The sequence below is a fragment of the Stutzerimonas stutzeri genome (assembly GCF_000590475.1).
GTDB lineage: Bacteria > Pseudomonadota > Gammaproteobacteria > Pseudomonadales > Pseudomonadaceae > Stutzerimonas > Stutzerimonas stutzeri_D.
The window spans coordinates 2688438-2701913 of sequence record NZ_CP007441.1 but is presented as its reverse complement, the minus strand read 5'-3'; the positions used below and the strand labels follow the sequence as shown (position 1 = coordinate 2701913).

The window sequence follows — 13476 nt, the reverse complement described above, 5'->3', positions numbered from 1 at the left end:
CTACCTTGGAATAGAAAACAGCGGTGATTCTAGACGAGCCGCGGGTCTCCGGCTACCGCGCGCTATCACGCTGCAGTGGTCGGGTCAGCTTTTGCGCGCCGTCGTCCTTCGACAGATAGAAAAGCGCGGCCGGAGTTCCACTGTAATAGCGCTGACCGCCCGGCTATCGAGTCATCGTGGTGTTCAACCTGAACCCTGCGCCCGTGTCGCGTATACTCGCGCGTCTTGTTTCGGAGACCGGCATGCTCGATCAGGCACAGCGCATTCTAAAAGATGTTTTCGGCTACGACGCGTTTCGTGGCAATCAGGGTGCGATCATCCAGCGCGTGGCCGGTGGCGAAGATGCGTTGGTGCTGATGCCGACCGGTGGCGGCAAGTCGCTCTGCTATCAGGTGCCGGCATTGCTTCGTGATGGCTTGGCTGTGGTGGTATCGCCGCTGATCGCGCTGATGGACGATCAGGTGGCCACGCTCGAAGAGCTCGGTGTTGCGGCGGCAGCGCTCAATTCGACCCTGACGGCCGATCAGCAGCGAGACATCGCCGATCGCCTGCGGCGCAACGAAATCAAGATGCTCTATCTCGCGCCTGAGCGGCTGGTCCAGCCGCGCATGTTGGCGTTTTTGCAGCGCTTGGATATCGGCCTGTTTGCCATCGACGAGGCCCATTGCGTCTCGCAGTGGGGCCATGATTTCCGTCCCGAGTATCTTCAACTGGGGCAGCTTGCTGAACTTTTCCCTAGCGTTCCGCGAATCGCACTGACCGCCACAGCGGACAAGCGAACGCGCGAAGAAATCGTTCAGCGGTTGCATCTGGAGAATGCCGAGCGTTTCCTTTCCAGCTTCGATCGCCCGAATATCTTTTATCGCATCGTGCCCAAGGAGCAGCCGCGCAAGCAGCTGATGGCCTTCCTGGCGGAGCGCCGCGGTGATGCCGGTATCGTCTACTGCATGTCGCGCAAGAAAGTCGATGATATTGCCGCCTTCCTCACCGAGCAGGGGTTTCCTGCGCTGCCTTACCACGCCGGGTTGCCGAACGACCTGCGAGCATTCCATCAGAAGCGCTTTCTCAACGAGGAAGGCCTGATCATGGTGGCGACCATCGCCTTCGGTATGGGTATCGACAAGCCCAACGTGCGTTTCGTCGCCCATCTGGATCTGCCCAAGTCGCTGGAGGCCTACTACCAGGAAACCGGTCGCGCGGGTCGTGATGGTCTGCCTGCCGATGCCTGGATGGCGTACGGCCTGCAGGATGTGATTTTTCTCAAGCAGATGCTCAATAACTCCGAGGGCGATGAGCGGCACAAGCGCATTGAGCAGCACAAGCTCGATGCCATGCTCTCGCTGTGCGAGGAAACCCGCTGCCGTCGGCAAGTTCTGCTGGCGTATTTCGATGAGCAGATGCCGGAGCCTTGCGGTCATTGCGACAATTGCGTCGACGGCGTGCAGACCTGGAATGCCACCGAACCGGCACGGCAGGCGCTGTCGGCGATCTACCGCAGCGGACAACGCTACGGCGTCGGGCATCTGGTCGATATCCTGCTTGGACGCGACAACGAGAAGATTCGCAGCTTTGGACATCAACAGCTATCGGTGTTCGGCGTTGGCAAGGCGCTATCGGAAGGGGAGTGGCGTTCGCTGTTCCGTCAACTGGTCGCACGCGGGCTGGCGGATGTGGACCTTGAAGGTTTTGGTGGGTTGCGACTCAGCGACAGCTGTCGTGCCTTGCTGCGTGGCGAAGTGACCTTGGAGCTGCGCCGCGAACTGACGGCCAAAGCGCCGAAAACCTCTGTCAGTGCAGCCAGCCAGTTGGTGCGCAGCGAGGAGCGCGAGACTTGGGAGGCGTTGCGCACGCTGCGCCGCAAGCTCGCAGAAGAGCATGGCGTACCGCCTTATGTGATTTTCCCGGACGCGACATTGCTTGAAATGCTCCGCAGCCAGCCGGGTTCGCTCAGCGACATGGCGCGCATCAGCGGTGTGGGTGCGCGCAAGCTTGAGCGCTACGGCCAATCGTTTCTGGAAGTTCTGCAAGGTACGGCGAACGCGGTCAGATCCCCTGCCGATGTGCGTCATGAGCTCATCACACTGGCGCGCGCCGGCATGACACCGGCGCAGATCGCTCGGCAGCTCGATTGCAGCGAGAAGAATGTGTACGCCATGCTCGCCGAAGCGATTGGCCAGCAGCAGCTTAGCCTGGAACAGGCGCTGGATCTGCCCGAAGCATTGTTGGGCGAGATCCAAGAAGCGTTTCTAGATGGCGAGGGCGAGCTCCCTCCCGTTGCGGCGATTGCCGAACACTTTAGCGGGCGGGTCCCGGAAGCGGTGTTGTTCTGCGTTCGAGCATCGCTGCAGGCCGAATTCGAACTCTGATCGCCATGCGCGGCATCGGCGTCGCTTGCTGACCGCCTCGCTTGCTGCCCGTTGTGCTCGGGCTGGGGCGTATTCTGCAACTCACGGTTACGTTCGCGAATAGAGGGCGGCTTGCTACCGTTTTGGAGCTGTGGTTAGCTCACTAATAATTAGTTTTGCAGGAACGCCGCTCCATGTACCCAGACCAACACCGCTTCGCCATGCAATTGGCGCAACTTTCGCGTGGCTGGCGCGCCGAGCTCGATCGTCGGCTGGCCGATCTCGGTTTGTCCCAGGCTCGGTGGCTGGTTCTCCTGCATCTGGCCCGGTTCGACCACGACCCAACCCAACGCGAGCTTGCACAAAGCGTGGCGGTTGAGGGGCCGACGCTGGCCAGGCTGTTGGACAGCCTCGAAGCGCAGGGGCTGGTGCATCGCCAGCCCGCGCCGGGGGATCGCCGGGCCAAGCTCATCACTCTTGGCGCGTCGGCCCGCCCACTGATCCAGAAGATCGAAGCGATTTCCACTCAGGTACGGGAAGAGCTTTTTGATGGCATCGACGAGCAAGACCTGCGCAAATGCCAGCAAGTGCATGAGCGCATTCTTGCCAACCTGGTCAAGGTCAAGCGTTAACGCCACATGAGGGTCATTCTTTAGACCAGAGCTGCGACCGTCCCGTAGCTACGCCGCGGTGGTTTCTGGGTTCCATTTCTCCACGCATCCCAACTTCCGAACGCGCTAGTAGATGGCGGCGAGCACCGTCCATTACCTGCCGCTAGGCTAGATTGACCGAATGATGTCACAATGCCTTCACTCGCTCCCCGACGAAATGCATCAACCTATCGCCATTTCTGTCGATAACCGCGTCACAGTTCAGTAATCGAGCAGTGGCCAGCGGTCGAGCGTGCCGAGAGCCACCTTGGAGGTCATATGGCACTAGGTCGTCAAGTCTTGTTAATAGTGGCCTCTGGCTCACTTCTCTATTCGGGCATGGTTTCCGCGTTTGGAATGGGCGGCATAAAGCTCCATTCCGCATTGAATCAACCATTAAATGCCGAAATCGAGCTGCTCGACGTGGCCGACCTATCAGCAGATGACATTCGCGTCGTACTGGCTTCCAACAGCGACTTCGCGCGCGCAGGGGTAGAGCGTCTGGCCTTCTTGCAAGACCTGAGCTTTACACCTGTGGTGGACGGTAACCGCAGCCGGATACGCGTGGCGTCCAACCGGCCCGTCCGTGAGCCTTATCTGAATTTTCTGGTGGAGATCACTCGCGCGAAGAGCCGTCTGTTGCGTGAATATACGGTTCTGCTTGATCCGTTGCCGAGCACCGGCGAGGCTACCGGTGAAGTGGCCGTGAGCGTCCCGCAAGTGTCAGCGTTATTTGAGTCCGCCAAGCCAGAGAGTTTCGTGCCGCCGGCTGAATTACCGCAGGTGTCTCAGGGCAAGCACCATCGGGTCATGAGCGGAGAGAGTCTCTGGACGATTGCAGGTGCATACGCGGGGGGCGGCGCGCAGGCTTTGCAAGCCCAATTCATGCGCGATATCCAGGCGCTGAATCCTGACGCTTTTTCGGGAGGTGATCCAGGCCGTCTCAAGGCTGGTTCGAATCTGCTGCTGCCAGATACGGCGAAAACGGATTCAACCCGAAACGCCGAGCCTGGCAACGCGGTGCCAGTGACTGAGGCGACAATCCAGAGTCAGTCAATACCCGATTCCGAGCTTGCTGATCCGGCTTTGTTGAATGAGCAGGTCGCGACGTTACGCCGCCAGTTGTTCGATGAGCTGGCAGCCAGCCGCGACGAAAATCAGCAGCTCAAGCAAATGCTGACAGATATGCAGGGCCAGCTTGAGGCCGTTACCGCACAACTGATCGAGCAGCGGCGTTCGCAGACGGTTGCTTTGCCGCAGCTCGATCAGTCGGCCTCGGAGACGGATGCCGACAAGCGATCAGTCGCAGGGCCAGCACCTGACCATATGGCTGTTGCCAAGCCTGCGTCTTCTTTCAGATGGCAGGATTGGACGCTGCCAGGCGGTGGCGTGCTGGCTTCCCTGTTGCTTGGCGGTCTGTGGTTCGGTCGTCGCCGTAAGGCCCACGCCGCGTCGCCGGAATCCGTAGCCGCAGCGGTTGCGCAGCCCATGCGCGTGCCACCGGTGGCCGCAGCGGCAGCGTTGGAAATGCCTCGTCAGCCAGCCCACGCATCCGTCAGCGAGACTGACGTGCTGGAGGCGGCTGATATCTACCTCACCTATGGTCGTCGCGATGAGGCGCTCGATGTGCTGCAACGCGGTATTGAGCGAGCGCCTGAGCAGCTCGATGTTCGCTTGCGCCATCTCGGACTTCTCGCGGAGTCTGGCGATGTCGACAGCTACAGCACGTCTGCCGATGGCTATCTGCAAGCGGGTGGCAGCCAGGCTCAACTGGACCAGTTGCTGACTCTGCATCCCGCCCTGGCTTCGGCGTTTGCCTCCGTCGACCCTTCTTCCGACTCCCCTCTGGATTCAGACGTCACGTTCGTACTGAATGAGTTCTCTCCGGTGCCGTTGGTTGGCCTGGCGTCCACGCCCGTTGAGCCATGCTCGTCGGCGGATGGCGAGCAGGTCTCCTCTGTCGATTCGCAGCCCTGGCTGGATGACTTTGACGATAATGCACTGACGCTCGGAAACCTGCCCACCCTATTCGAGGACTCCTGTAGCTTCGCTTCGATGTCGACGACTGAAGAGTTGCGCCAGCTGGAACCGAACCCGGAGCATCTGGTTCGCCTCAATCAAGCCGTCGCTTATATCAAGCAGGGCGACATGGATAGCGCGTGCATCATCCTTGAAAGCCTTGCCGTTGAAGGCGACGAGCAGCAGCGACAGCAGGTCAACGAGTTGCTTGCGCAAATCGCCTGATGGCGGTTTCGATTTGGCCTCCGGGCGAGGCCATCAAAAGCTGCGCCCAAGATTCATATACAGGGCGCGCTCGGCTTCATCGTTCAGGCCGTAGCTGAAATTCAGCGGTCCCAGCGGCGTTTCGTAGCCGATGAATATGCTGCCGGCGTTGATGTAGCCGCTGTCGAACGCGTTGTCGTTGTTCCAGGCGCGGCCACGTTCCAGTGAAGCTCCCAGATACAGCGGAAAGTCCAGCGGCAGGAACGAGCGTGGCGTCATCCGGCGGAAATAGATCATGCGGGCCAGGCTGATGTTCTGACCGGAGAGGGCATCCTGGCGGAAGCCCGACAGCTGCCGCGCGCCACCGAGCAGGAAGCTCGACGTAACGATCTCGGCGTCGTCCAGCGTGCGTCCATAGCGGCCACCAAAGACCAGCGTATCCAGACCGAAGCTGACGGCCTTGTCCATACGGAACTCCCATTGGCGATAGCGCTGATCCGAGCCGAGGCTTGGGTCATATTGGCGCAGGGTCAGTCCGATATCTTCGCCCTCGCGCGGAAAGTCGACGTTGTCCACCGTGTCGAACGAATACTGCAGCTGGTAATAGCCTTCCTCGAAGGTGAAGTTCGGTAGCTCTTGGTCACCGACGCGAACGTCTGCCTCGCCCCATGCCCGGCCCACGCCGAAGCGGATTTCGCCGTTGTTGGCAATCTGACGACCCAGGTTCATTCCAAAGCCGTAGCGCTGCAGGCGGTACTCGGCGATGGGGTCGTTATCGATGATCGCCTCGATGTTCTGTGTCTCGGCGAAAAGATTGGGCGCGACGAACCAGCGCGAACCCGCGTCTAGCGGCTGATAGAACTCGCTGAACAGCTCTTGGCGATCGCCCAACTGCAAGCGCGTCAGCCACTCGGCGCCCAATTCGTTGATGCCGTTCTTGCGGTAGCTGGCGCCAATGTTGAATGCACTGTCGCCGCGAAAATCATCCGAGAGGTTAATGCCCAGGCGCAGGTAGTCGGTGCCGGAGCGCTTTTCACGGGTAGTAACGACCAGTGTATTGCCCGGATTGCCATGCACCACGCGGTACTCGACCTGCTCGAAGTAGTCCAGCCCGTACAGCGTGCCCATGTCATTCTGCAGGTCCTGTAGGTCAAGAGGTTTGCCTACCTGCTGGCGGATGTGTCTGCGAATGACTGCGTCGCCCACTTTCGAATCGTTCTCGATGCGCACCGCGGTGATCAGCGGCGTGCGGGGCTCGGCTGAGCGGGCGAGGCTCAGTGCAAGGTTGCCACCGCTTTCGCTACGCATGGCGTTAAGCCGGGCGTCCAGCGCGGTGGCGGCACGATATCCGGCGTCTATGAGGGCTTCGGTGCGGCCGAAATCGGTTGAGCCGAACCCCGCCAGCATCGGCTGAACCAGCAGGTCTTCCTGACGCAGGGTCGCCAGCTGCGCCTCGGAGTTACGTCGGGTCATCATGGTGATCGACTGATTGAGCACATCGACGACCGTAAGTAGCTGCTCGCGAGGCTGCAGTGGGGTGCCGATGTCCACCACGATCAGCCGGTCCACGCCCATGTCGCGGGCGACATCCATGGGAATATTGTCGACCATGCCGCCATCGACGAGCAGACGGCCTTCGATCTCCACCGGGGCGAACACCGCCGGGATCGACATGCTGGCGCGAATGGCCTGGGGCAGATGGCCGCTGCGAAAGATCACTTTCTTGTCGTTGGCAATGTCGGTCGCCACCGCACGGAAGGGTATCGGCAGGCGGTCGAAATCACGGATGTCGCTGGTGTGCACGAGCAGGCGCTCCAGCAGCAGGGCTAGGTTCTGCCCTTGAATGACACCAAGAGGGAGTCCAAGGCTGCCATCGTCGCGGAAACTGAGCTTGCGTTTGACCAGGAAATCGCGGTCGTCCTGTTTGCGCCGGAAGGGCACGTCCTGCCGCGGCGGATCGTCTGATAGCACCTGTTGCCAATCGAGACGGAGTGCCAGCTTTTCCAGCTCTTCGACGCTATAGCCTGCCGCGTAGAGCCCGCCGATCACCGCGCCCATGCTGGTGCCGGCGATTGCGTCGATACGCACACCGTGCTCCTCCAGGGCTTTCAGTACGCCGATATGCGCTAATCCTCTCGCAGCACCGCCGGAAAGTACCAGGCCGGTGGTGGGCTGGGAATCGGCGAATCCTGTCAGCGGCATCAGGAGGATCAGCAGAAAGAGTAGGCGGGACATGGCAACACCGGAGGGAGGACTGCGAAATGGCGGCTATTATAGGCGTCCCGTCAGTCAGCGAGCGTCCTGTCATGCCCGATAGCAAGCCGGAGATCGTCATTACCTACTGCACCCAGTGTCAGTGGCTGCTGCGCGCGGCCTGGCTGGCGCAGGAGCTTCTATCCACCTTTGCCGACGAGCTGGGAAAGGTTTCGCTGGTGCCGGCCACTGGCGGCACATTCCATATTGCCTGTGACGGCGTGCAGATATGGGAGCGCAAGCGCGACGGTGGCTTTCCCGAAGCCAAGGAGCTGAAACAGCGCGTGCGTGATCAGATCGATCCGCAGCGGGATCTCGGGCATAACGACAGATAAGTTATCGGGCTGTGCTGTTGCGCGAGGATGGTGCCCATGACCTGTCCCGCGTGTCTGCAACCCTGAATGGACTGTTCGAAGAGCCGTGCTGATGCAGCGTCTGCAATGACTGGACGCACCACGGTGGCGGGCATCGAAGCCCCTAGAGGTCCGGGGCCGGAAAATTTCATCAAGGCGCCAAGGCTGACGGATGGCTATAGCCGCTCTCGTCCTGCAGTTCTTCGAGCAATAGCCGCGCCGCTGGCGACAGGCTGCTCCCGTGCCGGGCGATGACGCCATAGGGTTCGCTGCGCGAGTGCAGCGTCAGCGGCAGCTGACGGATCATGCCGAAGCATTCGCCGAAACGGGCCACCGACAGCGGCATCACGGCGACCAGTTCCGGATCCTCCTGCAGCAGGCTGAGGGTGGTGAAGGTGGAGGCGGTTTCGACCGGGTACCGTGGGAATTCGAGGCTGGCTTCGCTGAATTCGCGCTCGAGCAACTGGCGCATTGGCATATTCGCCGGGTAGATGACCCAGCGATAGCCGCTCAGGTCGGCCAGGATCAGCGGCGTCGCGGCTTCGGCCATCGGATGGTCAGGATGGGCGACCACGGCCAGCTGCTCCTCGTGCAGGGTCAGGCAGTCATAAGCGTCCGGGCGCCGGCTGACACTGCTCCGGCAGATCGCCAGGTCCAGCCGGCCTTCGTCTAGCAGGCCGAGCAGGCGAGCACTGGTGTCTTCGACGATTTCCACTGACAGCTCCGGCTGCTTGCGCCGCAACCGGCCCAGCACGCGCATCAACAGCGGCACGGCGCCCATGATCACGCCTACCGACAGACGCCCACCGTGCCCCTGCAGGATGCCGACCATCTCTTCACGCAGGTGCGCCAGATCGCTGTGGATCAGCCGTGCATAGCGGATCACGCAACGGCCCAGATCGTTGGGCTGCAAGCCTTGGCTGCTGCGGGTGAACAGCTCGGCAGCGAACGTCGACTCAATCTCATGCAGCGCCTTGGTGGCGCCGGGTTGGCTGATCGAGACCTGTTCGGCGGCGCGGTGCAGCGAGCCCTGTTCATCCAGAGCGATGAGAAGGCGCAGCTGCTTGAGGCGCAGGCGAGAAACGATGGAGGGCAGGGCGGCGATCATGGGGATGACTGGAAGTTATCACTCAATCAGAAGCTTTCATTAGGCACCACCTACGGTGCTTTTTAAAGTGGCCGCAGCAGATGCCTGCGATTGCAGGCCCTTCAATAAGAAGAGGAAGCCTCATGCGGTTGATTCAATTCGAGAACGAACAGGGCCAGCGTCAGGTAGGCGTGGTGGTTGGCGAGCGCATCGACATGTTGCGCAGCGTGAGTAGTACCCGCGAGCTGGCACTGGCGGCGATTCGCAACGGTAACAGCCTGGCGGCTCAGATCGACGCGCAGGGCTGCGATGCCGGACCGTCGTATAGGCAATTGCTGGACGCCGGGCGGGTGCTGCCGCCGCTGGATCATGAGGACCCTGCGCATTGCCTGGTCAGCGGTACGGGCCTGACTCACCTGGGTAGCGCTTCGACACGAGACAAGATGCATCAGCAGGTCGAACAGAGCGACGAAAAGCTCACCGATTCCATGCAGATGTTCCGTTGGGGCATGCGGGGTGGCAAGCCACAACCGGGAACCGTCGGCGCGCAGCCGGAGTGGTTCTACAAGGGCGATGGCAGCATCGTGGTGCGTCCCGGCGCGGATTTTCCGGCACCCGATTTCGCCGAGGATTTCGGCGAAGAGCCTGAGCTGACCGGTCTGTATGTCATCGGCGACGACGGCCAGCCATACCGACTCGGTTTCGCCCTGGGCAACGAATTCTCCGATCATGTGACCGAACGCAAGAACTACCTGTATCTGGCCCACTCCAAACTCAGGTTCTGTTCATTCGGGCCGGAGCTGCTCATTGGCGAGCTGCCTGCCAACCTGGCAGGCATTAGCCGAATCCGCCGGGACGGACAGCTGCTTTGGGAAAAGGAATTTCTGTCCGGCGAAGAGAACATGTGCCATAGCTTGGAAAATCTTGAGTACCATCATTTCAAGTATTCGCAGTTCCTATGTCCCGGTGATGTGCATGTGCATTTCTTCGGGACGGCGACACTGTCGTTCGCAGACGGTATCAAGGCGCAGCCGGGTGACCAGTTCGAGATCAGTCTCGATGCGTTCGGTGAACCCCTGCGCAACGGCATCTCCATCCGGCAGCCCGGCATCGAGGCCGGAGGGGTAAAAGCGCTCTGATTTGGAACTGAAGAGCGGTACTGTCGTACGTGACGAGCCGCTGGCCTTGCCATCAAGGGCGACGCTGCCTCGTTAACGGGCCGTCGGTCATCTCCGCATGCCATGCGGAGCCCCCTGAACCTACAGGTAGAGGAGAGATTCCATGTCCGCCATTCTCGGCCACAACTACATTGCCGGTGCGCGTAGCGCCGCCGGTACCCAAAAGCTGCAGAGCCGTGATGCCAACAGTGGCCAGGCGCTGCCGTTCGAATTCATACAGGCTACCCAAGACGAAGTGAATTCCGCGGCCGAAGCCGCTGCCGCTGCCTACCCAACCTACCGCGCCCTCCCGGCCGAAAAGCGCGCCGAATTCCTCGAGGCCATCGCCGACGAGCTCGACGCGCTGGGCGACGACTTTGTCGCACTGGTTTGCCAGGAAACAGCGCTGCCGGCTGGGCGCATCCAGGGTGAACGCGGACGCACCAGCGGCCAGATGCGGTTGTTCGCCAAGGTGCTGCGTCGCGGCGATTTCTACGGGGCGCGTATCGATCGGGCCTTGCCGGAGCGCAAGCCGCTTCCGCGTCCCGATCTGCGCCAGTGTCGTATGGGGCTCGGCCCGGTCGCGGTGTTCGGTGCCAGCAATTTCCCATTGGCATTCTCCACTGCCGGAGGCGACACCGCCTCGGCGCTGGCCGCAGGTTGCCCGGTGGTATTTAAAGCGCACAGTGGGCACATGGCGACGGCTGAGCAGGTCGCCGATGCGGTCCTGCGTGCCGCCGAGAAAACCGGCATGCCCAAGGGTGTGTTCAACATGATCTACGGTGGCGGTGTTGGCGAGTGGCTGGTCAAACATCCTGCGATCCAGGCGGTCGGCTTCACCGGCTCGCTGCGCGGCGGGCGCGCGCTGTGCGACATGGCGGCGGCGCGCCCGCAGCCGATCCCGGTATTCGCCGAGATGTCCAGTATCAACCCGGTGCTGGTATTGCCCGAGGCGCTGAAAGCGCGTGGTGACGCCATCGCCAACGAGCTGACGGCCTCCGTGGTGATGGGCTGTGGCCAGTTCTGCACCAATCCGGGCATGGTTATCGGGATTCGCTCGCCAGAGTTTTCCAGTTTCCTTGAGCGGCTCACCGGCTTCATGTCCGAGCAGCCGGCTCAGACCATGCTCAATGCCAGTACGCTGACGAGCTACGCCAAGGGGTTGGAGCATATGCAGGCGCATCCAGGCATCAACCACCTGACCGGTGTTGCTCAGGACGGCAACCAGGCACGGCCGCAGTTATTCAAGGCGGACGCGCAGTTGCTCATCGACGGCGACGAATTGCTGCAGGAAGAGGTCTTCGGGCCCACGACGGTCGTTGTCGAGGTCGCCGACAAAGCGGAGTTGCTGCGTGCGTTGCACGGTCTGCGTGGGCAGCTCACCGCTACCTTGATCGCCGACGAGGCGGACCTCAGCGCCTTTGCCGATCTCACTCCGGTGCTGGAGCAGAAGGCCGGACGCTTGCTGCTGAATGGCTATCCGACCGGCGTTGAGGTGTGTGACTCGATGGTGCATGGCGGGCCGTATCCGGCAACTTCCGATTCGCGAGGCACCTCGGTGGGCACCTTGGCGATCGACCGTTTCCTACGGCCGGTGTGCTATCAGAACTTCCCCGAAGCAGTGCTGCCGGAGGCGCTGAAAAACGCCAATCCGCTGGGTATCAACCGTCTCGTGGATGGCGAAATGACCCGGAGTGCGATCTAGCTCAACCTAATGGCTGGTGTGCTGCCATCAGCCAGAACGACATCTGGGTGCCATATCAATGGCACCCTTTTACTAATGGCTATCCGGCGTTAACAGGTGGTCTGTCTTCTCCATGCGGCTTGTGGCGGCGCCATTTCGTTCAGCGTTATGCCAGCGCCGTCTGTTGGGCGACGTCGCGTAGCAGTTCCAGCACGTTGCGTGCGGCCGGGGAAAGCAGCCGCTGGTCCTTGATGATGATGCCAAAGTCCATCAAACCCTGATTCAAATCGGTGTCGATGCTGGCGCCGACATCTATCTCAGCGAGCATCCCATAACGTGCGTAGTGCGCCAGTACATCGCGTGGTAGCACGGTCAGCATGTCGTTCTTTTCCGCCAGCGTCGTCACCATCAGCAGGTTCTCCGCATTGACGACCTTGCTCGGCGGTCGCATGCCGACGCGCTGAAACAACGCATCGAACTCCTGACGCAACACACTTCCGGCCGGCGGTAGCACCCAGTCTGCGGCGTTCAACTCCGCGCGCGACATGGGGGCCACGACCAGCCCGGCGCGCGCGCAGATCTTCAGTGGCTCCTTGGCCAGTGGCTCGAAGTGCAGGTCGTCCTGCTGACTGCCGGCATAAAATCGCGCCACCAGAAAATCCAGCTCTCCATCATCCAGGGTTGCCAGCAAGTCGCGACTCGAGCCCGTACGAATGGTCACCTCCAGGCCCGGGAAGCGCTGCTTCGCGCGGCGCACGGTTTCCGGCAGCAATTCCGCACAGGGGGTGAGGATGGTGCCGATGCGTACATGCCCCTGCTGCCCCAGACGCAGTGCGTCGACCTCAGTGTATGCGTTGTCCAGCGTGTTCAGCAGGCGCCTGGCGTGGCGGATCATTGCTTCGCCATACAACGTCGGGACGACGCCGCGCGCATGGCGTTCGAACAGTTCGACGCCAAGCCCGTCTTCCAGCTCCTTGAGCAACTTTGAAATCGCCGGCTGGGAAATGCCCAGGCCGATGGCGGCGCGATTGAGATTCCCGGTATCGCCGAGGGCCGCCAACAGCGGGATGTGGCGGTTCTTCAAGCGCGCTCGGACAAACCAGTTGCTGTTGATAGGCTTCATTCAGCTATATCCATCCGTGTATCGGTCAGGCTGAAATATATATTTGTTGATGATGCCTTGTCTCTTTACGCTCTGGGTCAACAACGGGGCATCGGCTTGGAGTTGCGATCGCCGATGCCTCGAGCGGGACCCATGCCTTATAAAAATAATCGGAGAGGCATCCATGCAATCGAATACCCAGCGTTTCGGGTTGGGCCTTGCGGCCACCCTGGTTCTCGCGTCCGGCAGTGCCGTCGCTCAGCAGGACTGGATGTTCCAGATCAACGTCAATGCCGGCGATGACGAGTACCGCATCGCCCAGCAATGGGCCAAGCCATTTTCATGCCCATCATTGTCGAACTGGGCTATGACCCGGTGTGGTTCGGCATTCTGTTCGCGGTGAGCATGCAGGTGTCCTACATCTCGCCACCCTTCGGCCCTGCTGCCTTCTATCTCAAAAGCGTGGCGCCGACGGATATCACGCTGACCGACATCTTCCGTTCCATGGTGCCCTTTATCGTCATCCAGATCGCGGTACTCGGCCTGCTGCTGTATTTCCCGGCCATCTTGACCTGGCTGCTGTAATCAACCCGAACGTTCAATCTGGCGGGCCCGGCAGGTC

At 61.1% G+C, this 13476-nt stretch carries 11 protein-coding genes; 8 read left to right on the top strand and 3 right to left on the bottom strand.

Annotated features, from left to right (window positions below):
* Window positions 1–242: 242 nt before the first annotated feature.
* The 3 genes from recQ (at window position 243) to CH92_RS12375 (ending at window position 5239) form a co-directional block, all read left to right on the top strand.
* Window positions 243–2366: a DNA helicase RecQ gene (recQ, locus tag CH92_RS12385; RefSeq protein WP_025242086.1), complete on the top strand. Its 2124-nt coding sequence runs from the start codon at window positions 243–245 to the stop codon at window positions 2364–2366.
* A 173-nt stretch (window positions 2367–2539) separates the two neighbouring features.
* A complete protein-coding gene (locus tag CH92_RS12380) occupies window positions 2540–2977 on the top strand; it encodes a MarR family transcriptional regulator (RefSeq protein ID WP_025242085.1) in 438 nt (145 codons plus the stop codon).
* Window positions 2978–3379: 402 nt separating this feature from the next.
* Window positions 3380–5239, top strand: coding sequence for a FimV/HubP family polar landmark protein (locus CH92_RS12375; protein WP_158491124.1), 1860 nt, complete (start codon window positions 3380–3382; stop codon window positions 5237–5239).
* A 33-nt stretch (window positions 5240–5272) separates the two neighbouring features.
* Here CH92_RS12375 and CH92_RS12370 read toward each other — a convergent pair whose 3' ends face one another.
* Window positions 5273–7453, bottom strand: coding sequence for a patatin-like phospholipase family protein (locus tag CH92_RS12370; RefSeq protein ID WP_025242083.1), 2181 nt, complete (start codon window positions 7451–7453; stop codon window positions 5273–5275).
* A 71-nt stretch (window positions 7454–7524) separates the two neighbouring features.
* On the opposite strand from CH92_RS12370, the gene CH92_RS12365 reads away from it, so the two are divergent.
* On the top strand, window positions 7525–7806 hold the full coding sequence (locus tag CH92_RS12365; protein WP_025242082.1) for a SelT/SelW/SelH family protein: 282 nt from the start codon (window positions 7525–7527) through the stop codon (window positions 7804–7806).
* A gap of 169 nt (window positions 7807–7975) precedes the next feature.
* Here the strand turns inward: CH92_RS12365 and CH92_RS12360 are convergent, their stop codons facing one another.
* Window positions 7976–8932 (bottom strand): LysR family transcriptional regulator, encoded by a 957-nt coding sequence (locus CH92_RS12360; protein WP_025242081.1) that lies wholly within the window; start codon window positions 8930–8932, stop codon window positions 7976–7978.
* 122 nt (window positions 8933–9054) lie between these two features.
* On the opposite strand from CH92_RS12360, the gene araD1 reads away from it, so the two are divergent.
* Together araD1 and CH92_RS12350 are read left to right on the top strand one after the other, a co-directional pair.
* Entirely contained in the window at window positions 9055–10050 is a 996-nt protein-coding gene (araD1, locus tag CH92_RS12355) for an AraD1 family protein (protein WP_025242080.1), read from the top strand.
* A gap of 142 nt (window positions 10051–10192) precedes the next feature.
* Entirely contained in the window at window positions 10193–11773 is a 1581-nt protein-coding gene (locus CH92_RS12350; RefSeq protein ID WP_025242079.1) for an aldehyde dehydrogenase (NADP(+)), read from the top strand.
* Between the two features lie 145 nt (window positions 11774–11918).
* On the opposite strand, the gene CH92_RS12345 is transcribed toward CH92_RS12350, so the two are convergent.
* Complete coding sequence (locus CH92_RS12345) at window positions 11919–12875, bottom strand: LysR family transcriptional regulator (RefSeq protein WP_025242078.1); 957 nt, start codon at window positions 12873–12875, stop codon at window positions 11919–11921.
* A 163-nt stretch (window positions 12876–13038) separates the two neighbouring features.
* Between CH92_RS12345 and CH92_RS21860 the strand changes: the two genes are divergently transcribed.
* Together CH92_RS21860 and CH92_RS12340 are read left to right on the top strand one after the other, a co-directional pair.
* Complete coding sequence (locus tag CH92_RS21860; RefSeq protein ID WP_200869683.1) at window positions 13039–13257, top strand: hypothetical protein; 219 nt, start codon at window positions 13039–13041, stop codon at window positions 13255–13257.
* Window positions 13197–13439 carry a TRAP transporter large permease subunit gene (locus CH92_RS12340; RefSeq protein ID WP_235206154.1) on the top strand — a complete coding sequence of 81 codons (243 nt, stop codon included), beginning with the start codon at window positions 13197–13199 and terminating at the stop codon, window positions 13437–13439. Before CH92_RS21860 ends, CH92_RS12340 begins: the two co-directional genes overlap by 61 nt.
* The last annotated feature ends 37 nt before the right edge of the window (window positions 13440–13476 follow it).